This window comes from Algoriphagus sp., from assembly GCF_030694375.1.
Classification (GTDB): Bacteria; Bacteroidota; Bacteroidia; order Cytophagales; family Cyclobacteriaceae; genus Algoriphagus.
On record NZ_JAUXYL010000041.1, the window covers coordinates 181,622 to 204,259 of the forward strand.

Consider the following 22,638-nt stretch of genomic DNA (forward strand, 5'->3'; position numbering starts at 1 on the left):
GGGGTGCTTTTGAAAAAGGTTGACCTATTCGGCCTGTTCCAGGATTTTGCTCTTGTATTCGGAGGGAAGACAGCCAAACTGTTGCTGAAAGGACTTTTTGAAATGCTTGTAATCATTGAATCCAACATCCATGGCGACTTGACTTAATTTCATATTGGACTGGAGAATGATTTGGGCAGCTTGCTTGAGTCGTACTGATCGGATAAAGCCTGTAATCGAAAGGCCGGTCAGGGATTTGATTTTCCGGAAAAGCGTGGATTGACTCATAAATAGCTGATCTACGAGGGTCTCTATCCCGAAATTTTCATCCTGCAAATTCTCATTCACCAATTGGATTGCTTTTTCGATAAAACGGGCATCAATGTCCGATTCATGCACTTGATGAGAATCCGGTTCAAACCTTACTTTATTGAGAAAATATTCCCGGAGTTTCGATCTGTTTTCCAAGATGTTGGAAATTCTGGTTTTGATTATTCCGGGATTAAACGGCTTGGTGATGTAATCCTCTGCGCCGATTTTCAGGCCCTCCATTTCATAACTCAGGGAAGCACGCGCGGTAAGCAGTATTACCGGAATATGGGAGGTGTTGATTTGGCTTTTGAGGACTTCACACAGTTTTATCCCATCCATCTGAGGCATCATCACGTCGCTGATGATAATATCGGGGAGTTCCCTGTTGGTCAGATCCAGGGCGACCAGGCCATCCTCTGCCTCCAGAATGTAATATTCTTCCTCCAACAGATTTCTCAGGTACTTGCGGATGTCCTCGTTATCGTCTGCAATCAGGATGGTAGCGCATTTTCCGGCGCGTTCCATGTTGAGATCATTTCCTTCTTCAAGCGCATCTTCGTGAAGAAAATCCAAACTGATTTCTTCTCCTTTGGGTCTATTAAATGCCCCTTCGGGAATATCCTCAAGGGAAAACAGAATTTTAACTTCTGTGCCTGCACCTTTGGCACTGTGAATTTCAATTTCACCTTCATGGAGGTCCACGATATTTTTGGAAAAAGCCAATCCGATTCCACTTCCTGCCAAATTGGAAGTTTCCGCATTTTGTACCTGGTAAAACCGGTCAAAGGCTCTTCCGGCTTGATCCTCTGTCATGCCAATTCCCGTATCAGCCACAATCACAGTCAGGTATCCATGATCACAGCGGATTTTGAAATCAATTTTCCCGCCCTGAGGCGTATAATTGAATGCGTTGGAGAGTAAGTTGAAAAGGACAATTTCCATTTGATTCCTGTCATACTCCATTGGAAAGGCCTCCACTTCTGACTCAAAACAGTAGTCAATCTGTTTTTTTGACGCCAAATTCTGAAAGCTGACAAATACTTCTTTGGAGAAGGAAACGAAGTCTGAGTACGTTTTATTGAGCTTGAGCAGGCCGTGTTCTGACTTTCTGAAGTCCAACAATTGATTGATCAGACGGAGCATCCGTTTTCCGTTTGATTCAACAAGCAACAGCTTTTCCCGTACAGATTCTTTAAAATCAAACTGTTCCAAAAGCTCAGTCACAGGACTCAATATGAGGGTAAGCGGCGTTCGGAACTCGTGGGAAATATTGGTGAAAAAGGTGATTTTCGCTTCGTTGAGTTCATGTTCCTTTTCCTTTTCTATCTGAATGATCTGAAGCTCGGCGCGCAATTTGGCCTGACGGATGGAAATATATCTGAACAGGTACATGATCCCGCCAAACATTGCCAAATAGATCAAAAATGCATACCAAGAAAGCCATGGCGGGGCTTGGATTTCAATTAACAGACTTCTTGGCACACTCCAATCCTGATTGTTTCGGCTCGCTCTGATGAGCAATTCATACTCTCCCCATGGCAATCCCGTAAAGCTGATCTGATTGAGGCGCCCCAGATTCACCCACTCCTCATTCATCCCTTTCAGTTTGTAGGAGTAGGCAATATTGTCGGGACCCAGAAAGTCGTTGGCGGAAAAGGACAGGGAGAGGTGGTTTTGGGAGTAATCCAAAATAATTTTCCCGGTTTTCTGAATGGCGTTTTCCAGGATCACTTCTCCGTTGACCTCATCTCCTACCTGAAGTACCTGATTATTCACGATCAGTTTGGTCAGTACAACCTCTGGCAAATTGAAAGTCTCACTGATGGATTGGGGAGAAAATGAAACCATTCCATTTGACCCACCGAAATAGATCTTCCCGTTCTCATCTTTAAAAGAGGCACCCAAGTGGAATGAATTGATCAATACCCCATCTTCGCGGTCAAAATTGATGAAGTTCTTTAGATGAGGTTTAAATTTGGTAATGGTCGTGGTAGTACTCAGCCAAAGATTCCCTTCCTGATCTTCTTCCATTGCACATATGAAATCATTGATCAAGCCGTCATTCTTGTCAAAAAAGTTGATTAAACTGAGATTTTTCCCTGTAACCTTCAATTCAGCCAATCCATTCGGTGTTCCCAGATACATGATATTCTCCTTCAGGAAAAAGTCATTGATTATGGGGTTGGCCAGTTCATTGCCCAAAATGGACCGATGGGAAATGAGCTTTTGGTTATCCTCATCATACCGGTTGATCCCGGAGTAGGTCCCCACCCAGATTTCTCCATTGTTGTCTTCTTTGATTTGACTGATTCGATTGTTTTCTAGGGGGTGATCCTTACTTGTTTCTTCGAAAACCATCCAGTTTTCCAAATTCGGAAACCCGGTAAAATCAATCATTTTCATCCCGGATTGTTGGGTTCCTACCCAAAGCCTGCTTTTGGAATCAATCAGAATGGCTGTGATTTTTTGATTTCGGAAGTAGCGTTTTGCCCCCTCAAAGTCCCCGTCCCTCACCACGTAGAGTCCGTTCCCTGTGCCTACAAAAAGGTGGTTTTCGTATTCATATACCGTGTGGATTTTAGATTTTACCACCTGATTTACCAGCTGAAAATTCCCCCCTTCCGCAGCAGCGTACAAGCCCTTTGCCAGGGTACCCAAATAGGTTTTGCCTGACTTGGAGATCAGAAAAGCGGTCACATTTTTATCAGCCACACTTTGGTCTCCGGAGATCGATGCAAAAGAAAAACCCTTGTTTGGATACAGGATCAACACCCCGCCATGGGAAGTTCCCAACCAGGCGATCCCGTTATCGTCAAAATCAATACTGAGGATGATGGAGTAGTTGATGTTATTTTCGGAGACACCTTGGGGATTGGTATTAACTCTGCGGAAGTTTTCGAGTCTCTCGTCACTGATGAACAGTCCATCACCCCAGCTCCCAATCCAGAGCCTTCCCCGGGTATCCAATCCGATACTGACCAAGTGTCGGCCCTCAAAATCAGTGGGGATTCGTTCAAGTTGTTGTGTCTCGTAGTCGAATTCGGTCAGAACGGATTTGGTGCCTTCATTGCCAATCATCCAAATTTTCTTCCGGACCGGATCTTCAATCAGGTTATAGTGCGTTCTTCCGGTCTGAAAATGAATCAGTCTGTTTTCGGAAGGGTCAAATTTCACCAACTGATAACCCGCCAAAAACCAGATATTCCCAAAGCGGTCGCGGATGATATTGTAAATCGGCTGATTGAAAGAAAAATGCTCCTCCACCTGCCCCGATTGGGGATCAATCCTGAATACCCCATCACTCCAGGTACCCAGCCAAATTTTACCGTCCCCCCCCTGATTGATGGAGATGACCCGAAGCGGTTTTTCTGTGAATTTTACAAAAGCCGGATTAAAGGAGCGAATGGCGTTTTTTCCGGGATCCAATACCGATAATCCACCGCCTTTGGTCCCGATCCAAATCAGGTTTTCCCGGTCTTTAAAGAGCGTTTCGATATTTTCATTCTCCAATCCGGGATAGTGTGGTCCGGGTCTGTACTCGGAAAAATCATACCCGTCATATTTGGTGATTCCTCCTTCGGTCGCGAAATACTTCGCATTGAATTCGTCATTGACGACTCTGGTTACATAATTACTGAGCAGTCCCTTTCGGACATTCAGGACATCAATAGAAAATTCCTCTTCCATTTTTTCCTGAAAAGAAAATGACGGAACAGAAAACAGAAACAGGCAAATAAAAAGACCTAAAATCCGCATGAATTCAGGAGGTTAGTTTGGGTTGGGCTTAAGTTATGGCTTTTTTCAGAAACAGAAATTGAATCCAACCAATTGTTAGCCAATCAACCCGGGACTTCAGATTCTGTTTAAGAATTTGAAATTTAGCCAGGAATGCCGCTGAATAAGGGGGTGAAATAGGTCAGGATTGTGGGGTAATCAGTCAGCATTTTCCAAACCCAAAATCAAATAAAAAAAAAAGAGGGCTAATCAACGATCAGCCCTCCTGAAATTTTGGATTTTCTATTGAACAATCAATTTTTTGCTCTGCCAAATCTGACCCTGCTGAATCATGATGAGGTACATTCCACGGGATAAACCGGTATCAAACCGGAGTTCTTGCCGAGTTCCGTCCGGAACGACTTGAGAATGGATCACCCTTCCTGTCAAATCCGTCACCTGCACGTTGGTAGTTCCGGGTTCTTCAAAGAGTCGGGGGATTTCCAGCGTAATCGAATTACCGGAGCTAACCGGATTTGGATAGACTTTGAATTCACCCACGGCTTTTACAGTGTCAAAAGAAGGCTGAATCGTGTCCAACACCCTGAGATTCTGACCTTCATCGGAATCTTTGATTACAATCTTATCCAAGAAAGGAGAATCTGAACCTGCTACAGGCCTGAATTCAATGGTGTTATTCCCTTGCTTTAGATCCAGTTCGATCAATTTGGTGCCCGGCACACCGGCATTGAAGCACCACTCGCCCGAATCCTGGAAGCTTGCTGTGACAAAAGTTGCTCCATTTATCGAATACCTCAAGCTTCGGTCCACGGCAGACACATAGTGAACTTCCATTAGGTATTTGCCGGCAAAAGGCACATTGACTGCATTGAATTTGACTACATTAGTCCCCAATTGACCCATATTGGCAAGCAGTCCATTGGAGGCACTGTTGCATGCAGGAGTTGTCACAGTTCCGGTCAATTCGGCTAACTCAGCTTCAAACGAAAGTCCTGCAAAAGGTGCTTTTTCCAGCTTGATTTTATCGATAATCGGCCCGGGAGTATTGTTAAATACATTGATCGCAATTGTATTTACTCCCTCCAGCAACTGCACTTCCATTTGGTAAGACCCGGGAGACCCACCTTCAAAGCACCAATTTCCTGTAGGCTGAACTGTCTTTTGACCCAGATTTACTCCATTGACTGCAATTCGGAAGGATCGCGTGTTTTTATTCATCAAGGAAATATTCAGTAGGTAAGTTCCGGCATCCTTGGCTACGATTTGATCAAATCTAACTCCATTGGCCGAAGCGGTTGCAAGTTCTACCTGCAGACCGTTGGAAGATGCAGCGCAGGCTGCGATTCTTGCAGCACCGAGAAGTGTCGCATGTTCCGCTTCGAATTCCAGATTTTCTTTTACCAAAATCACATTGGGATCGATTTCCTCGGGGAGTTTTCCTTTGCTGGCAATGGCAATCCGATCCACGGCCACATTTCCGCTGGATACCGCCAGCCGTATTTCATGCAAACCGGCAGTCAGGAAATAAGAGAAGTTTCGCTCTTCAGCCTCATAGCCATGGAACACCTTTTTCCAGTACCACTCAAAAATCGGATTACCCAGGTTATTCCATTTACGGAAGGGCTCTCCGTCCACAGAAACCCATAGACTATAGTCCTCATTTTCGTAGGCCTGGATTTTTGCCCACAACTCGTACTCGTCTGCTTCAGCTACCTCGAAATTGAATGTCAACATTCCTTTGGAACCCGGTGCTTCTTCCAATGACTTCTGACCCTCTATCGATTGGGTGAAAAGTCCCCCTTGAGCCCTTGCAGCTGCCTGTATTTCCCACCATGGGCCCTTTACGGCTGCTTCGGCTTCAAAAAAGTCCACAACATCTGTTTTTACCAATCCCCAGCTGAAGTCACCCGGAGTACAGGTTCCTGCTTCCTGCACAAACTGCTCCAGATCCGTTGGTCCATTTACCAAGGCCACTTGGTCAAGCAGGATATTGGAATTGGGAAATTCGATGGTCAACCGGTGCGTGCCTTTTCCCAAATCATAGAATCTCGGCACTTGAAACCAGATAAATGAACCGCTGTTGAACGGTGCGATTTGCTCCAGTGCTTTCCCGTCCACACCGATTCGGATCGCTCCATTGGCATTCAGATTTCTGGCGCGAATCCACACTCTGTATTGGGATGCTTCCGTCAAGTCAAATTCGAAATGAACTTGTTTCGCAATCGGACTCCCCCCTGGTTTTTGGGTATTCCCCCGAATATAAAGACCATTGGAAGCTGTTTCGTCTGTGAGTACATCCCACTGATTGCCCAAATAATCTCCGCACTCCGCCTCGAATGAGAGGGAGTTCACCGGCTTTTGAATAAATGGCTGATCCATTCCTTCCAGATTGTTAGGCGCGGCATAGGTTTCCAGCGGTATGGAAGGAGTGGATTCTTGATCAAGAAACAATTGTCCGATTACAGTCAAGTTTCCATCTGAATCCAAATAATCAGATCGCCCCGGATTGTTTGCCGGATTGGCGTTGTTTGGATTGGGCTGGAAATAGGCATAGCGCTCCACATACTCCAGGCTTTCCAGGTAAGGCAACGCCAACTTCAAAAATTCCTCCTGAATCGCAATTCCCCGGTTGGGATTGGCATTGAATTCCGTGATCCAGATAGGCAACTGATAGATGCGATAGACATTGGCCAAATACGCCTTAAATCTGTTGAAAATCACCTGTGGGTCAGCATTTGGGCTGTTGGCAGGGCCACTTCCCCAGTCGTACCAATGTACCGCGACAAAATCAAATCGCACATCCCGCTGCTTGGCAATGCGGTTGAATTCCAAGAGCCAGCCTGTCGGCCCTTCCTCCCTAGGCGCAGGAGATCCCAATCGGACACCGGTTCCCATCAAGCTTTCATAATACGCAACAGCTACTGCCGGTTGACACAGGTTGTTAAACTGCCCGGACTCTCCGTTGCAATTATCAGACTCATTAAATCCGAGTACATGTGTGGTGGATTTCTTCCCGATCATGGTATTGATGCCGGATGGTGAGGCACCCCCCGCACCCCATGCCATGGGTACATAGTCGTAATTTGGTTCAGGATTTCCGTTTAGATTCCAGTTGTAGAACCATCCGGCATCGATTTGGGGATACTTAAAACCTGTTCCTTTTTTAGTCACCCAATTCCAGGGAACTACACGGATAAAACTCACATTCCCCTGCAGCGCAGCAGGTAATGCCTCTACTTCCATATCTTTTTCAGAGGCGATGTAGACTTTACTTTTGCCAGTTCCGTCAGGATTGTTGGCAAAAGTGGCCATAAAGCCCCGCTTCAATACAAAGGACTGAACCGAATTGTCACCCGTCGGAATTGCAGCACCCCGATGAATTAAATCTTCAGCCAGTGGTACAGGAGCTCCTTGATAACCAATTCCTGAATAAACTTGAATCGGTGCAAAACCCCTGTCGAGCGGCCGGATGACAGCACCTTTTTGATAGTATTGATGGACCCTAAAATCCAATCCCAAAGTTCCCGAACTGTGATTGACCAAAACCTGAGAAAGACTCGGCTGCAATTCAACAGGATTGATTTGCTTCAAATAGATCCAGGATGCAGCATCCAGAAAGTTGAAAATGACGGCTGTGGAAAGCGCATCCTGATTTTGGTAAAGCGTGCTTTCTCCGTCGAGAGAAATTACTCCCTGTGTAATTTGATTTGCTTCCAGTTGGGTATTGACTAAAGTCAACCCCTTTTCAGCACATGCAAATCCAATGTCTCCAATTGCCTGAACAGTGGCACCTGTAATGATTAGGTTCATGTCAATCGGTTTGCCCGGATCGAGTGTGCCGGGTTTTGGATTTTTGTCCTTAATCAGATCAGGCACATTGGGACATATAGTGTAAGGTTTTTTGTTTGCTCCCGGCAGGCAGACCGGATTGCTCTCACTTGCCTGATCCGGAGGAGTGGGTCTTTGATTGGTTTCCCTCCAGTTTTTTTCATTGAAAAAGTCCGAATCTTCTTCCCCTGTCCAGTACAGATAGGTTGTGGATGAGTTACAGGGGTTACCCTGATTTTGAAAAGCAAATCCCGAAAGGGAAAAGCCAAAACAGAAAAGATAAAGAAGCCTTTTCCGTAACTTGTTGTAAAATTTTTTCATGGTCTATTGGGTTTGGTTCTAACTAATTAACCTACCCAAACTTAATCTTTGAGTTCAACCTTCCCTGGGGCAAATCATCCAAAGCCCTAGCCGTATCTGTCTAATTGCTATCTCAAATCGTGAATTAAAGGCCTTGCGGTCTGAAGAGAATCTGATTCGGGGGTGAATTCATTCAAATGAGGTGACAAATCGTTCAGTAAAGCTGGGTTTATCCCAAGAGACTAGGCTTTTTAAAAAATGAATCTTAGTATTCGGAAAACAAGACCCTGAATAAAATGAACCCCCTTCTGACTTTTGGAATCTGCCTGCTTCTTCTGACCTGCTTCAAGCCTGTTCAGGCTCAAACTGACGGTCGGCCCAACGTGGTTTTTTTCCTGGTGGATGACCTGGGTTGGACAGATTTGGGAAGCTTCGGCAGCAATTTTTATGAAACTCCCAATATCGACCGGCTTGCAAAATCAGGCATCAAATTTACGCAGGCTTATACCGCCTCGCCGGTTTGCTCACCTACCCGTGCCAGTATTATGACAGGGAAATACCCCTCCAAAATCTACAACACGGATTGGTTTGGAGCTCCTCAACCCACTGAGATTCAAAATCACTGGACAAAAAACAAACCGCTGAAACCTGCCCACTACGAGCCCAATTTGGCCTTGGAAGAAATCACACTCGCTGAGGCCTTCAAGTCTGTCGGTTACCAGACTTTCTTTGCAGGAAAATGGCATTTAGGCGAAGAAGAAAGTCATTGGCCGGAAAATCAGGGTTTCGACATTAACATTGGAGGCAACAGCAAAGGAGCACCTTCCACTGGAAACAAATATTTTTCGCCTTATAATAATCCACAAATGGAAAACGGACCGGAGGGAGAATACCTTCCTTTGAGATTAGCAGGGGAAACAGCCAAATTCATCCGGGACAATCGCTCCAAGCCCTTTTTTGCGATGCTTTCTTTCTACTCGGTTCATACTCCGCTGATGACAACCAAGGCGCTGGAAGATAAATATTTGAAGAAACGGGCAGCGATGGGATTGGAGGATAAGTTTGAACCCGAGCATGCTAACCAAAACCGCATCACCCAAGCGCATGCCGTCTATGCAGGAATGGTCGAGGCCATGGATCAAGCCGTGGGAACCGTCTTGGATGAAATTGAAAAACAGGGACTGTCTGAAAATACAATCATCGTTTTCTTCTCTGACAATGGTGGCCTATCCACTGCCGAAGGAAGTCCAACCTCCAACCTTCCGCTCAGAGCTGGTAAAGGCTGGCTGTATGAAGGAGGCATTCGCGTGCCGATGATCATGTCTTGGAAGGGGAAAGTTCCTGCGGGAAAGGAAATCCATGCTCCGGTGATTTCCAATGACTTTTTTCCCACCTTTTTGGACCTCAGCGGAAATGGGAAATTCTTAGAAACTATTCCAGAATTGGATGGGAAAAGCCTGAAAAACTGGATTTTGGATCCTGAAACAGCGAAAGATAGGGAAGCGCTTTTCTGGCACTATCCGCACTATGGAAATCAGGGGGGCAATCCGGGTTCGGTCATCCGAAAAGGAGATTGGAAGCTAATCTATTTCTACGAAACCCAAAAAGTAGAATTATACAATCTCAACGTGGATATAAGTGAAAAACACAACCTAGCTGATCAGGAAGCAGAGTTAGTAGGAAAGCTCAAAACAGAATTGTTCGATTGGCTTGTCGAATCCAAAGCTGCTTTCCCTAGGCCAAATAACTAGTGGGGGGCTAATCTTTTAAATGGGATTTCTAAATCCTGCTTTGTGAACTGCTATTTAATTATACCCCCTTTTTATTTGCCTGCCTTTCTTACATTCCCGGATTCTGCCATTATTTCCAGGACCTTATCCGCATACCTTTCTCCCAAAACTCTTTGGCTTAATCCATCAAAATGTGGATCAGTTGGGTCATTGTTTAATGGGGTTAAACCTTCAGCAGTTATAAAGTAGCCCCTACGGATATTTTCAGGGATTTTTTGGATAATTTGGTTAACGGCTTCCGCTCTGGGTTGCCAGTGTCCCAATTCTCCGGCGATAAAAATAAGTTCTTCATTTTCAAGATCGGCCCTGAGATCGGAGACCAGTTTTTTCAACAATTCCAGATAGCCGGTAAGATTAGATTGATTCGACTCTCCCTGATGCCAGATAATTCCCTTTAGATTCCCGCCGTGTTTGATTTTTCTGACTTGAGTCACAGCCTTTTCAAACAGATCAAAATCTTCTTTTCCTTCAAAACCTTTCTGCCACTGCTGTATCGTAGTTCCTCCTCGGGCATTAACGATTAAACCAATTGGATTTGATGATTTCTCAGCAAGCCTTTGCCCAAAGGTATACCCTGGACCCAGCCCCTGAATAATATCCTTTTTTACAGTACTGAACTTATTCAAAGGGTTGGAAGCGGGCTCCCAATCCACTCCATTGAAAAGATAAACATTCGGTAAAACGTGATCAGCATCTTCCCCCAATTCCCCTCTTCCAGCCATATTGGATTGTCCGATTAAAAGGTAAATATCCATGTCGGCTATTGAATCCTCACTTGCTTTAGAATTTCGATAGTCCTCCCCCATCAAACTTTCCAGCACGGATTGCTGCCAGATAAGAAGCTGCTTTTCCAGTTTCTCTGCTATTTCTGGTTTCTCTGCGATCAGGTTAATTTTTTCTGCGGAATCAGCCCGAACATCGAATAATTCACGACTAACACGTCCATCTACTTGACCGTGGATGACCAGTTTGTATCGGTTGTCCAAGATTGCCCGAGGTCCTCCAAAATCCTGAGCCTGAATATCGGGATGGTGAAAATTTTTGAAATTTCGCGTTGAAATTCCGTCCATCAGTTTGGCCAGCGGACTCGTTCCTTTTTGCAATTCCGCATCTATATAATCCAAGGGTGAGTATCCTTCCTGCTTCCGAGGACTTCCGTTCCAAAATTGTATAGTTTCCGGACGATCAACCATTTTTCCTTCGAAAAGAGGCATTAGATTGATGCCGTCCAAAGGTCTGTCGGGCAAGGCTTGGCCGACAAGGTCAGCTAAAGTTGGAAGCAGGTCAGTGCTCACGGCATTGACAGGGCTAACGATGGGCTTGGGAATCCTGGAAGGCCATTCGAGAACACTCGGAACTCGGATACCTCCTTCATAAACACTTCCCTTGAATCCTCTAAAAGGACCTGTGGCATTCCCTTCTTGAGGGGTACCATTATCCCCAAAATACCAGAGCAGGGTATTATCCCGAATCTCCTCGTCATCCAAATATTTCCGCATCATTCCAATGGATCGGTCCATAGCAGTGATTTCTGCAAAGCGCTCCCTCAATACGTCCCGCTGTAGTCTTTCCACAGGATTACCTGTTTGATTGGAAGTCAGACTTACCTTTTTATTTGCAAAACTCTTGGGCAAGTCCTCATAAAGCGCTAGGTCTTCGGGCAAACCACTGTAAGGCTCATGGGGAGACCCATACCAGATCACTACGAAGAAGGGCTGATTATTTTCTTTGGCCTTTTGGATAAATCGGATGGCCTCGGCAATTAGTATTTCAGAACTTTCCCCCTCAAATTGTCGCTCCGGATCACCATTTCGGGAAAGATGAGGATTCATTTCGAAAAAGTTGTCGTGGGACAAGTATTCATCGAAACCCATGGCTTTTGGATTGGTGGGCGAACCAGCCTTCACCGGTCCCAGATGCCATTTGCCAAAATGTGCTGTAGCATATCCAGCATCTTTCATGATCTGGGCAATGCTGATTTCCTCAGGTCGGATGGAGAATCCAGGGGTGAAGGTCCCGTAACGGTTGGGATGACGTCCAGTGATGATACTTCCGCGCGTAGGGGAGCAAATTGGCGAGGCGGAATAAAAACGGTCCATCCTTAATCCTGTTGCTGCCATTTCGTCCAACACCGGAGTATGCAGATAAGGATGGCCATTGTAGCCAACCTCATCCCAGCCGTGGTCGTCGCCCATCAGGAGAACGATGTTGGGTAATTCTTTTTTGGGTTTTTCTGTTTTTTCTCCCTGGAAGGAGCTACACACCAGACAGGCCAAAATGTAAAAAACTGCTCGAAACAATAAAATTGGGTTTTTCATCGTACTTGGTTTATTTTCTTTTTTAGAAGAGCTATTTAGTTTTTTAATTGCCTTCCTTTAGGTCATTTAATCATCTGGAAATGTAAAATCTACTTGCGGTAGAAGTCCTTCATTTTAACGTTTGTGTCTTCGATAAAATCTGATTGTTTGCTTCCAGCTGTGTTTTTAGTTTATCATAATCCAGCTTTTGTACAGCGATTCCTTCATCTAATGCCATCGAAGCGGCAGTGGCAGCGGACTCACCCAAAATCATAAACACTGGTTCCATCCTGATGGAGCCAAAGGCGATGTGACTCGATGAAACTGCCACTGGAACCAATAAATTGGCACATTCCTGTTCTTTTGGCACAATGGATCCATAGGCAATCTGGTAAGGTCCCGGTAAGGACACCCCGATGTCTCCTTCGTTGTGGACATGACCCTCCTTGGTGACATACCGCTGGATGTTGTGCGAATCTATCGTATAGGATCCCATACCGATGGATCCAGGCGTAGACTTTTTTTGAAGGAGTTCGTTTTCTGTCATCACAAATTCCCCGATCATCCTTCTTGCCTCCCTCACATAAATCTGGTGGGGCCAATTGCCATTGTCGGTGAATTCATCTTTGGCCAAACCCCATTCTCGAAATCTCTCCTGGATTGAAGCGGGAACCCTTGGGTCATTTGCCACAAAATAAAGGAGCCCTTTTTGATAATCCTCGTGTTCCCTGATGATTTCCCTTCTCCGCGCGTAGCTGGCTTCCGGGTAATCATAATTCATCCCGATATTGTCACTGCTGAAGGGGCCGTGGTTGTTGGTGTCTGTTTTGCGGTTGGGAATCATGTCGAATTTCCCAAACCATTGATTCCAGCCGGCATCAAAAATCCTGACCAAAAGCTCATACTGGGTGGAATCATAATTTTCAGGTCTTGGGAAAGCAACCCGGTTGTCTGGATGGTTGGACATGCACAGGCGAAAACAATAGGCCTGTATCTTATCATCCCCAGACCCTTTTTCCCCTGGATGTTCCCCACTGATCTTTGGCAATAGACCGCTGGAAGGATCCCCTTTGATGACATAGGGATCAATGGGTTCATCCAGGACATTAAAATGGTGTTGATGGTGGAAAACATCGGTCTGTACCCCATTCCATTCTTCGTCATAGACGTTATTCGCTTCTCTTCCCACATGATAACTAACTCCTGCTGCTGCCATCAAATCCCCTTCATATGTGGCGTCGATAAACATTTTGCCTTTGAATTCCTTCCCGCTGAGAGTCCTGATCGCCACGATCTTGTTGCCTTCTTTAGACACCCCTGATTCACGATCTAGCCATTCATCCCGGAGTACTTCTATTTCATATTCCCGGATAAAATCCTCAAACACTCCTTCCGCCGCATGGGGCTCAAAAATCCACATAGTCCTGGCATCCCCATCAATGGCGGCGGTTCCCTGCCCTACATTGCCATAAGCAGCTTTGTCTTCCCATTTCCAGGCTTCATCGCTTTGGTAATGGCTGTATAATCTTTGGTAAAACTCCCTGGACAGGCCTCCGATCACTTCTTTTTTGCCGGTATCAGTCCAACCGAGGCCACCCGAACTCAATCCACCGAGGTGGATATCAGGCGACACAATAATCACGGATTTGCCCATTTTTTTGGCCTGAACGGCAGCCGTAACCGCAGCTGAGGTTCCTCCATAGATAACTATGTCAGTTACTTTTTCTTGGACCTTGGAACAAGCCGTAACAGACCATAGGATCAATGATGCCCATAAAACTGGTTTCAAATTGATTTTCGCAAACATGTTATGAAGGATTAAATAGTGATTATATCTAATTTGGATATAAAATATTCTATATATCCGCTTTCTTACCAGTAGCCATAGGAAATAAGGCTAGAAGTCCGTGAGACGAGCTGTGGACTTTGGACGGTCGTCTGTCGACGATTATTCATTCTTTTCAAGTTCAATTTTAGCATACAGATAGAATTGCGGATAATCACATAAAATATACTTTAATTACCAGTTGATTTAAGATGGTCATTTAATTGTTTTAATAGCTGCTCCGCTATTTTTGGCTGCTCCAAAATAAGATTTCTACTCTCTCCCGGGTCTTCCTGCAGGTTGTAAAGTTCCCAACCATCTCCTTTTGATTCAGAAGATTTGAAGGATTCATTCTGAACCACTTTCCATTTGCCCTGACGGTAACCGTAAATATTTCCGCTACCCCGAACCACTACGGACTCCCTCCTTTCACCTTCTATTTGATGACCATAAAAGGCCGGCAGAAGATTATGACCATCCCTAGCAGATCCAACTGGTAAATCCTCATTTACAAGGCTTGCTAAAGTTGGTAAAATATCATTTAGGGCAATCATTTGGTTACTGACTTTCCCCTTTGGGAATTTATCCGGCCACCTGGCAATCAATGGCGTCCTGACTCCACCTTCATATGCTGTCCATTTTGTTCCAAAAAATGGAAAATTTGGATGATGGGTATCAGGGTTAAATTCTACGGCCTCATCCGAAGGACTATTTGATAGTTTTTTCCCATCATCCTCTGAGCTGGTGGCTATAAACTGGGACCCATTGTCACTGGCAAATAAAACCAAGGTATTTTCCTTTAAACCCAGCCGTTCGAGTTCATCCAATAATTGACCTACAAAATGATCCAGTTCATGCACATAATCCCCATAAAGACCTGCTTCTGTTTTACCCCTAAAATCGGGATCAACAGCTAAGGGAATATGGGGGACATAGGGTGAAAAATAGAGAAAAAAAGGCTTTTCACTTTTACTCTTTTTGAACCTTTGCAGATAGTTTATGCTTTTTTCTGTGATATAAGGTAGAAACCTTTCTAAGAAAATCTTTTCAAGGTTCTCAGTCCCAGAGGCAGCTTCAATGGAATATAAGTCATGGATAATAGCTCCCATGACTTGTTTGTCCTCAAATATCCAGCATTCACTGGCACAACTGAAGCCCAACCAATTATCGAATCCCCGATCCAAAGGCCCATCGCTGACAGGTTTGGAAAAATCAAGGTTGGCTCCATTTCGGTCATGCTGAAATTCCCCATATCCCACAGGAGGCTTACCATCTGTGGTAGGAAAAGTGGTGCCCAAGTGCCATTTTCCAAATCCTGCAGTTTGGTAACCTGCGTTTTGAAGCATTTGGGGTAAAGTAAGTGTTCCCTCATCAATCATCGAAGGTTCATAATTGGACATCACTCTGGTTTTCTTCCAACTCCTCCATGGATATTCCCCGGTCATGAGGGCATAGCGGCTCGGGGAACATACTGAAACCGGGCAGTAGGCATCGCTAAATCTAATCCCTTCACTGGCAAGTCGATCCAGATTGGGTGTGGGAACTTTTGAATTAGGATTGTAAACACCTAGATCCCCATAGCCCATATCATCTGCAAATATGAATAGGATATTGGGCAAAGGATCATTTGGAATTTGCTTTTCCTGGGAGCTACAGCATAGAAACAAATAGGCCATAATCAACCCCAAAACATGTTTAAATCTTCGCATGATTGTGGATTTAAAGAAACTATTGGGTGAAAAGTACTTTCTCTTTAAGGTTAATAAATAGGCCTAAAGGGTTTAATAAAACTCATTTCCAACTGCACTGATCGCAATTAATCCGTTTACAAAATGAATTCGTAATTGATATTTTGGGCTAATGTTGTTAGAATGGAGGATTTACTTTATACAAAAAACGTTTATTGAACTTCTATCCTATGGTATTAATCAATCATAAAGTGGGGTAAATCAACCAAATAAAGTAACCCTTAAGTGAGCTCTCTTGACTCCCCCTTTCCAAGGGAGCAGGGGGATTTTTTCGTAATGTGCTCTATATTAAACCTCCACCAGTGTCTCCCATAAAACCAATCCACTGGCCGATGCTGTGGGAACGGGATTCCAGTCATCGGAAGGATTTTCCAGCCTTTTTTTAATTTCCTCAGGAGAAAAATACCAAATCGCGCTGACCATTTTGCGGACTTGATGATAAAGAAAACCGGTTCCGATTACCTCAAAACAATAGGTCTTTTCTGGCGAAAACTCAGTAGAAAAAGCTTCTGTCTCGAAGACTTTAGCTCGCAAAATTTCTCTGGTAAAATCGGTCTTGTTTCCTGAAACCTTGCAAAAGGCTTTGAAATTGTGTTCTCCAACAAATAATCCCGCATTTTCCTGCATCTGTTCCAAGGAATTAATTCCATTTGCCCAAGTCAGCATTGGAGATGCAAAAGGATGAAAGGATTTGGAGTCGGAGAAAAAGTAGCGGTAGGTCTTCTGCTTAACTGACTGAATTAAGTTAAAATCCCTAGACACCTCACTAACCGAGTTCAATCGGATTTCACCTCCCAGATTGGAATTAAATTGGGGAATCATCGCTTCTAGCTCAGCTTTTTCCCGGAGGAAAATCTGGACAAATCCACTTCGACAACTTACTCCTGAATCCGTACGGCTGGACCCGATAAACCGAAAATCATCATGTCCAAGTACAAAGCGAAAGACTCGATCCAACTTCCCCTCCACGGTAGGTTGACCTTTTTGCTTTGCCCAACCTTTAAATCTGGCACCGAAGTAAGAAATCGAAAAGAGGTAAGCGTGGGCTCGGGTGCGCATCGGTTGATTCCAAATTGGAGTTTTCTTTTGAAAGCCCTCAAAGGTTGACTAAATTGAGGGAACCCAAAACTACAGACTATGAAAACATTTCTTAGCATTTTGATGATTTTCGCCAGTTTTCAGGCAATCTCACAAACTCCGCCCTCCAAAGAAATCCAGATAAAAATGGCTGTTTTAGCTGCTCCCGAAGATCAACGGGCTGATGCGACAGTGTATGGCTATGATGCCAAAGGGGAAGTGATTTTACTTCGCCAAGGAACAAATAAAACCGTTTGCCTGGCTGATGATTCAACTAGAGAAGGGCTCAGCGTATCCTGTTATCATATCAGTGCTCAGCCTTTTATGGCCCGAGGCTGGGATTTAAGAAAAGAAGGCAAAAATGCAGATGAGATCTTTAAGATCCGAGAAGCCGAATCCAAAAGCGGCAAACTTCGACTTCCGGATCAGGGAAGTTTGCTCAATGCTTTGACAGCTGATGAAAAAGACGTGAACTGGACTACAGGAGAAGCGAAAAACACCTACACCCGCTCAGTCGTCTATATCCCTTGGGCCACTGCCGAGAGTACGGGGTTACCACTCAAACCTGCCGCCCCCGGATTACCTTGGATCATGGATCCGGGCACGCATCGGGCGCATATTATGATCAATCCGGCGAGGGATTGAAAAAAGTTAAAAGTTAAAAGTCAATAAGTTAATTGTGTAGAATGGTAGAAATTGAATTTAATAACGATGATATGGTCATTCTGAAGAATGGACAAAGAAAAGTGGTCGATTTAAAGGTCGTTTCTTCTAAGCTTTTGGACGCTTCTGAAGGCGAACGTAATTTGTATCGGATTTCTCCCTCAGGCTATGGAATTCACTGGCCATTGATTGATGAGGATCTTTCCATAGAAAAACTCTTAAAATTATAGAATGGATACTTTCTCATACATCAAAACCAAACTGGAAGACCGGAAAAAGGAACTATTCGAAAAGTACCCGATCAAAACCTTGGCGATTTTTGGTTCTTTTGCCCGCAATGAACAAACGGCATCAAGTGATCTTGATCTTATGGTCGAGTTTCACAGTCGAGTAGGTTCGGAATTTATTGAACTAGCTGATGAACTTGAGGATATCCTTGGAATCAAAGTCGATTTGGTTTCTCGAAAAGGGATCAAAGAGCGATATTTTGAAAGGATAAAAGAAGATTTGATTTATGTCTAGAAGAGACATTGAATTACTTCTCCTGGACATGAAGGAGTCCGCAGAGAAAATTTTGAAATACACAAAAGAAATGTCATTTGATGATTTTTTAGCAGATGAAAAAACTATCGATGCCGTAGTAAGAAATTTCGAAATTATTGGAGAAGCTTCAATCAGGGTTGACGATGATTTTAAGCTCGATAATCCTCAAATTGAATGGAGAAGTCTAAGAGGTTTCCGAAATCGAATTGTCCACGAATATTTTGGAATTGATTATGAAATTATCTGGTCGATTATTGTTACTGATATTGAAGAATTGATTTTTCAACTTTCTGAATTACTTAATAATGGCAAAAAGGAAAAGTAGCAAAGCAGAGTTTATAAAGTTTTTCGGGCCAGTTTTAGATGCACTAAGAGCACTAGGGGGCTCTGCAAGACCAAGAGAAATTGCGTCTTGGATAGGCGAAAATCAAAATCTGCCTGATGAGATTCTAAATGAAAAATATGAAAAGTCCGGCCAATTAAAATTCCCAAATCAAATTGCGTGGGCAAGACAATATCTTGTTTGGGAAGGACTATTAGACTCTTCAAAGCATGGAATTTGGGCACTTTCAGAATTAGGATGGGTCACTTTCCTTAATGAAAAACAGTCCTATGACATATTTCTTAAGTGGGTAAAAGTATTTCAAGATCTAAGGCAGAACAAGGATTCAATTGAGCAGGAAGAAAAGGTTATTGAAAAAGCAATCGAAACTGCAGAATCGGAGGAGGGACAATCAGTAGTAAAACCTTCATTGTTGGAGGTTCTCCAAAGTATATCTCCAACTGGCTTTGAGCATCTTTGCGGTAGGCTTCTGAAGGAGTATGATTTTGAGAATATTGAAATTACGCAACGCTCCAACGACGGGGGAATTGATGGATATGCCACTCTTAAACTTAATCCCTTCGTAAGCTTGAGTGTGTTTTTCCAGTGCAAAAGATTCCAAGGAACGGTGCCAACTGAAAAGGTCCAAGCTTTCATTGGAGTAATGGAAACTAATAAGAGAAGTGTTGAAAAAGGACTAATTATTACAACTGGAAATTTCGCTAGAGCTGCTCATGAAATCGAAAAGTCCAATATTAAGCTTGAACTGATAGACGGTCCAAAACTTGTAGAAATGTTTGAAAAGAAAGAACTTGGAGTGATCCCAAAAACCATTTTCGATCCAGATATGAAATTTTTCGAGAGATATAGGGAAATGAAATAGTGCAAAAAACCACCCCATTCCTGAGGTGGTTTCATTTTTTTTATCTAGAAATATTATCCCAAAATCTTCGCTGCCAGCCAATCCCCGACTTCAGAAGTCTTGTAGGCTTTTCCTCCTTCGGCAATATCTTCGGTCACAATCCCTTCGGCTAAGGAAAGATTGACCACATCGCTGATTGCTTTCGATTCTTCAGATAAATCAAACGCATAATCAAACATCATGGCGGCGGAAAGAATAGTACCCAGTGGATTTGCGATATCCTTGCCAGCTGCTTGAGGATAGGAACCATGGATCGGTTCGAACAGCTTCACCTTGGAACCCAAAGAAGCCGATGGCATCAAGCCCATAGAACCGGAAATCACGGAAGCTTCATCTGTCAAAATATCTCCAAACAGGTTTTCGGTAATCAAAACATCATAAGCTTTTGGCCATTGGATAAGTCGCATCGCCACAGCATCTACAAATTCATATTCCACTTTCACATCCGGGTATTCAGGTGCCAATTCCTGAACCGTTTCTCTCCAAAGTCGAGAAGTTGCCATTACGTTGGCTTTGTCCACGCAGGTCAGGAGCTTTCTTCTTTTTTGCGCAGCTTCAAAACCCATTCGAGCAAGTCGGACAATCTCCTCTTTGCTATACACATTGGTGTCAAAAGCTTTCGTCCCCTGCTCGTTTCGGCCTCTCGGCTCTCCGAAGTAAATCCCTCCGGTCAATTCTCTGAAAAATACCAAATCCACTCCGTCAACTCGATCCAGTTTCAAGGGAGACTTATGAACCAAGGAAGGAAAAGTAAAAGTTGGTCTGACATTGGCAAAGAGTCCAAGTTTTTGTCTCATTCTCAGCAATCCCTGCTCAGGGCGAACTTTGGCTTTGGGGTCATTGTCATATTTCGGGTCGCCAATCGCACCAAAAAGAACAGCATCAGAAGCAGCGCAAATCTCATGTGTAGCATCCGGATAAGGATCTCCGGTGGCGTCAATGGCGCATGCACCTACAAGTCCTTCTTTAAAGCTGATTTTATGACCAAATTTTTGCCCGATAGCATTGACTACTTTCACTGCCTGAGCAATGACTTCAGGGCCGATGCCGTCACCCGGCAACAGCGCGATATTCATTTCCATAGTTCGCGGATTCTTTTTCTGGGTTTGTATTAAATGATTCGACGATGTTCAACATTTTTTCCGTGGCCATCATCGCTGCCACAGTTTGGTCAGGGTCGAGGCCCTTCGTTTTGAAAATTTTCCCATAATCCCAAGTGATCACCGTCTCCACAAAGGCGTCGGTTTTTCCCCCGGGTGGAATGGAAACATGATAATCGATCAATTTGGGAAGTTCTTTTTTGAGGGATTTGTAGATCTTTTTGACTGCCTTCATAAAGGAGTCGTATTGCCCATCTCCTGTAGCTGTTGCGTCAAAAGATTTTCCATGCACATTCAAACGAAGCTGAACTGAAGGTTTCAACCCCTTGGAATGGGTCATGTGGTATCCTTCGATGCTGATATTTTTAGAGATGGAATTATTCTGCAGGACATCCGAAATGATATAGGGCAAATCCTCGGTGGTCACCCGCTCCTTCTTATCACCCAATTCGATGATCCGCTGGGTTACACGCGTTAGTTCGTCCTTCTCCAAGGATATCCCCAATTCTTCCAGATTCTTGAGAATATTGGCTTTCCCGGAGGTTTTTCCCAAAGCATATTTCCGCTGACGACCAAATCGCTCCGGCATCAAATCGTTGAAGTACAGGTTCTTTTTATTGTCACCGTCGGCATGTATCCCTGCCGTTTGGGTGAATACATTTTCCCCAACTACCGGTTTGTTAGCAGGGATGTGCTGACCCGAAAACTGCTCTACCAGCTTGGATACCCGGAAAATTTTCTGTTCCTGAACTCCAATCTCCAACTTGGTGAAGTCCTTGATCATCGCTACCACTGATTCCAGAGGGGCATTGCCCGCACGTTCTCCCAAGCCGTTTACCGTGGTATGGATTCCTGACGCTCCATGCAGCACTGCCTCCATCACATTGGCTACAGAAAGGTCATAATCATTGTGAGCGTGAAAATCGAAATGGACGCCGGGAAATTTCGCCAAAATCTGATCGAAGAAAACCCGAACTTCATCCGGTGACAACAATCCCAAAGTATCCGGCAACATGATTCGCTTAACCTGCTGATGCGTCAGAAACTCAATCAACGAAAGGGTGTATTCAGGTGAATTACGCATGCCATTGGACCAATCTTCGAGATAGACGTTGACATCAATTCCGTTTTTTTGGGCGAAAGTTATGCTTTTGGCAATTTCGTCGAAATGCTGTTCCGGAGTCTTTTTCAATTGATGAACCAAATGATTCAAGGAACCTTTGGTCAGGAGATTGAGCACTTTTGCGCCAGCCTCCACTATCCAATTCACCGAAACAGGTGTATCCACGAAGCCCAAAACCTCCACGCGATCGAGATAGCCTTTTTGGGCCGCCCATTGGGTAATCTTCTGCACTCCTTCCAGTTCTCCTTCAGAAACCCGTGCAGAAGCCACTTCGATTCGATCCACTTTGAGCTCTTCGAGCAAAAGTTTGGCAATCTGGAGCTTTTCAGAAGGCAAAAAGGAAACCCCTGAGGTCTGTTCGCCATCCCTCAGCGTGGTATCCATGATTTCTATTCTTCTATTCGACTCCATTTGTAAAGTGGATTATTTAGATGCTGCAAAAGCATCGATTTCCGAAGACATATTGAGCAAATAGTCGATATCATCGAACCCGTTTGTCATGTTGTCTTTCTTGTATTCATTGATGTCAAAAGACTCAAATTCACCCGTGGAAAGGAGTTTGATCTTTTGCTCGGGTAGATTTACCTCGATCTCAGTGGAAGGATCCGACTGAATTGCCGCGAATAGTTTATCGGCAAATTCAGCAGAGACCGTCACCGGAAGTACTCCGATATTCAGGCAGTTATTTTTGAATATGTCAGCGAAAAAACTGGACACCACACAGCGGAAGCCGTAATCATAGATCGCCCAAACAGCATGCTCCCGGCTGGAACCCGAACCGAAGTTCTTTCCAGCTACCAGAATTTTACCGGAATAAGTTGGGTCGTTCAGGACAAAATCTTTCTTGGGTTTGCCTTCCACATCGTATCTCCAGTCACGGAACAAGTTGTCACCAAACCCTTCTCGCTCGGTTGCTTTCAGGAATCGGGCAGGAATGATTTGGTCGGTGTCCACATTTTCCGTTGGCAAGGGAACTGCGGTACTTCTGAGGATTGTAAATTTATCGTAGGCCATTTTTTAGGAGTTCAAAGGTGGGAAAGTTGGAAAGTGGTAAGGTTTGCAAAATTCATTATT

The 22,638-nt window shown here is 44.3% G+C and carries 15 protein-coding genes; 6 read left to right on the forward strand and 9 right to left on the reverse strand.

Translation table 11 applies throughout. The features are described from left to right. Positions 1–24: 24 nt before the first annotated feature. Together Q8M62_RS16695 and Q8M62_RS16700 are read right to left on the reverse strand one after the other, a co-directional pair. Positions 25–4,047: a two-component regulator propeller domain-containing protein gene (locus Q8M62_RS16695; RefSeq protein ID WP_304899273.1), complete on the reverse strand. Its 4,023-nt coding sequence runs from the start codon at positions 4,045–4,047 to the stop codon at positions 25–27. Positions 4,048–4,308: 261 nt separating this feature from the next. Then, on the reverse strand, positions 4,309–8,175 hold the full coding sequence (locus tag Q8M62_RS16700; RefSeq protein ID WP_304899274.1) for a glycosyl hydrolase: 3,867 nt from the start codon (positions 8,173–8,175) through the stop codon (positions 4,309–4,311). A gap of 275 nt (positions 8,176–8,450) precedes the next feature. On the opposite strand from Q8M62_RS16700, the gene Q8M62_RS16705 reads away from it, so the two are divergent. Continuing rightward, on the forward strand, positions 8,451–9,905 hold the full coding sequence (locus Q8M62_RS16705; RefSeq protein ID WP_304899275.1) for a sulfatase: 1,455 nt from the start codon (positions 8,451–8,453) through the stop codon (positions 9,903–9,905). Positions 9,906–9,976: 71 nt separating this feature from the next. Here the strand turns inward: Q8M62_RS16705 and Q8M62_RS16710 are convergent, their stop codons facing one another. From Q8M62_RS16710 to Q8M62_RS16725, 4 genes are all read right to left on the reverse strand, one after another. Continuing rightward, positions 9,977–12,262, reverse strand: coding sequence for a sulfatase-like hydrolase/transferase (locus Q8M62_RS16710; RefSeq protein WP_304899276.1), 2,286 nt, complete (start codon positions 12,260–12,262; stop codon positions 9,977–9,979). A 109-nt stretch (positions 12,263–12,371) separates the two neighbouring features. Continuing rightward, positions 12,372–14,048: an FAD-dependent oxidoreductase gene (locus Q8M62_RS16715; protein ID WP_304899277.1), complete on the reverse strand. Its 1,677-nt coding sequence runs from the start codon at positions 14,046–14,048 to the stop codon at positions 12,372–12,374. 209 nt (positions 14,049–14,257) lie between these two features. Next, positions 14,258–15,775 (reverse strand): arylsulfatase, encoded by a 1,518-nt coding sequence (locus tag Q8M62_RS16720; RefSeq protein WP_304899278.1) that lies wholly within the window; start codon positions 15,773–15,775, stop codon positions 14,258–14,260. 327 nt (positions 15,776–16,102) lie between these two features. After that, complete coding sequence (locus Q8M62_RS16725; protein ID WP_304899279.1) at positions 16,103–16,873, reverse strand: tRNA pseudouridine(38-40) synthase TruA; 771 nt, start codon at positions 16,871–16,873, stop codon at positions 16,103–16,105. Positions 16,874–16,951: 78 nt separating this feature from the next. Here Q8M62_RS16725 and Q8M62_RS16730 point away from each other — a divergent pair, with 78 nt between their 5' ends. From Q8M62_RS16730 to Q8M62_RS16750, 5 genes are read left to right on the forward strand one after another with little or no spacing between them, the layout of a single operon-like run. Continuing rightward, on the forward strand, positions 16,952–17,536 hold the full coding sequence (locus Q8M62_RS16730; protein WP_304899280.1) for a hypothetical protein: 585 nt from the start codon (positions 16,952–16,954) through the stop codon (positions 17,534–17,536). A gap of 41 nt (positions 17,537–17,577) precedes the next feature. Further along, the gene (locus tag Q8M62_RS16735; protein WP_304899281.1) at positions 17,578–17,784 is read left to right on the forward strand and encodes a DUF2442 domain-containing protein; all 207 of its coding nucleotides are present in this window, start codon (positions 17,578–17,580) and stop codon (positions 17,782–17,784) included. Between the two features lies 1 nt (position 17,785). Continuing rightward, positions 17,786–18,076, forward strand: a complete 291-nt coding sequence (locus Q8M62_RS16740) for a nucleotidyltransferase family protein (RefSeq protein WP_304899282.1) — start codon at positions 17,786–17,788, stop codon at positions 18,074–18,076. A 28-nt stretch (positions 18,077–18,104) separates the two neighbouring features. After that, positions 18,105–18,422 carry a DUF86 domain-containing protein gene (locus Q8M62_RS16745; protein WP_304899430.1) on the forward strand — a complete coding sequence of 106 codons (318 nt, stop codon included), beginning with the start codon at positions 18,105–18,107 and terminating at the stop codon, positions 18,420–18,422. Continuing rightward, the gene (locus Q8M62_RS16750; protein ID WP_304899283.1) at positions 18,403–19,302 is read left to right on the forward strand and encodes a restriction endonuclease; all 900 of its coding nucleotides are present in this window, start codon (positions 18,403–18,405) and stop codon (positions 19,300–19,302) included. The genes Q8M62_RS16745 and Q8M62_RS16750 overlap by 20 nt, the downstream gene beginning before the upstream one ends. Before the next feature lie 53 nt (positions 19,303–19,355). On the opposite strand, the gene leuB is transcribed toward Q8M62_RS16750, so the two are convergent. The 3 genes from leuB to leuD are packed head-to-tail and all read right to left on the reverse strand — an operon-like array spanning position 19,356 to position 22,578. Beyond that, on the reverse strand, positions 19,356–20,423 hold the full coding sequence (gene leuB / locus Q8M62_RS16755) for a 3-isopropylmalate dehydrogenase (RefSeq protein WP_304899284.1): 1,068 nt from the start codon (positions 20,421–20,423) through the stop codon (positions 19,356–19,358). Beyond that, on the reverse strand, positions 20,392–21,975 hold the full coding sequence (locus Q8M62_RS16760; RefSeq protein ID WP_304899285.1) for an alpha-isopropylmalate synthase regulatory domain-containing protein: 1,584 nt from the start codon (positions 21,973–21,975) through the stop codon (positions 20,392–20,394). The genes leuB and Q8M62_RS16760 overlap by 32 nt, the downstream gene beginning before the upstream one ends. Positions 21,976–21,987: 12 nt before the next feature. Then, positions 21,988–22,578: a 3-isopropylmalate dehydratase small subunit gene (leuD, locus tag Q8M62_RS16765; protein WP_304899286.1), complete on the reverse strand. Its 591-nt coding sequence runs from the start codon at positions 22,576–22,578 to the stop codon at positions 21,988–21,990. Positions 22,579–22,638 lie beyond the last annotated feature (60 nt).

Coding starts and splice junctions, on each gene's coding strand:
- Q8M62_RS16705 (WP_304899275.1), top strand. CDS start 8,451: ATGAACCCCCTTCTGACTTTTGGAATCTGCCTGCTTCTTCTGACCTGC.
- Q8M62_RS16760 (WP_304899285.1), bottom strand. CDS start 21,975: ATGGAGTCGAATAGAAGAATAGAAATCATGGATACCACGCTGAGGGAT.
- Q8M62_RS16750 (WP_304899283.1), top strand. CDS start 18,403: ATGGCAAAAAGGAAAAGTAGCAAAGCAGAGTTTATAAAGTTTTTCGGG.
- Q8M62_RS16710 (WP_304899276.1), bottom strand. CDS start 12,262: ATGAAAAACCCAATTTTATTGTTTCGAGCAGTTTTTTACATTTTGGCC.
- Q8M62_RS16740 (WP_304899282.1), top strand. CDS start 17,786: ATGGATACTTTCTCATACATCAAAACCAAACTGGAAGACCGGAAAAAG.
- Q8M62_RS16700 (WP_304899274.1), bottom strand. CDS start 8,175: ATGAAAAAATTTTACAACAAGTTACGGAAAAGGCTTCTTTATCTTTTC.
- Q8M62_RS16715 (WP_304899277.1), bottom strand. CDS start 14,048: ATGTTTGCGAAAATCAATTTGAAACCAGTTTTATGGGCATCATTGATC.
- leuD (WP_304899286.1), bottom strand. CDS start 22,578: ATGGCCTACGATAAATTTACAATCCTCAGAAGTACCGCAGTTCCCTTG.
- Q8M62_RS16745 (WP_304899430.1), top strand. CDS start 18,105: ATGAAGGAGTCCGCAGAGAAAATTTTGAAATACACAAAAGAAATGTCA.
- leuB (WP_304899284.1), bottom strand. CDS start 20,423: ATGGAAATGAATATCGCGCTGTTGCCGGGTGACGGCATCGGCCCTGAA.
- Q8M62_RS16735 (WP_304899281.1), top strand. CDS start 17,578: ATGGTAGAAATTGAATTTAATAACGATGATATGGTCATTCTGAAGAAT.
- Q8M62_RS16725 (WP_304899279.1), bottom strand. CDS start 16,873: ATGCGCACCCGAGCCCACGCTTACCTCTTTTCGATTTCTTACTTCGGT.
- Q8M62_RS16695 (WP_304899273.1), bottom strand. CDS start 4,047: ATGCGGATTTTAGGTCTTTTTATTTGCCTGTTTCTGTTTTCTGTTCCG.
- Q8M62_RS16720 (WP_304899278.1), bottom strand. CDS start 15,775: ATGCGAAGATTTAAACATGTTTTGGGGTTGATTATGGCCTATTTGTTT.
- Q8M62_RS16730 (WP_304899280.1), top strand. CDS start 16,952: ATGAAAACATTTCTTAGCATTTTGATGATTTTCGCCAGTTTTCAGGCA.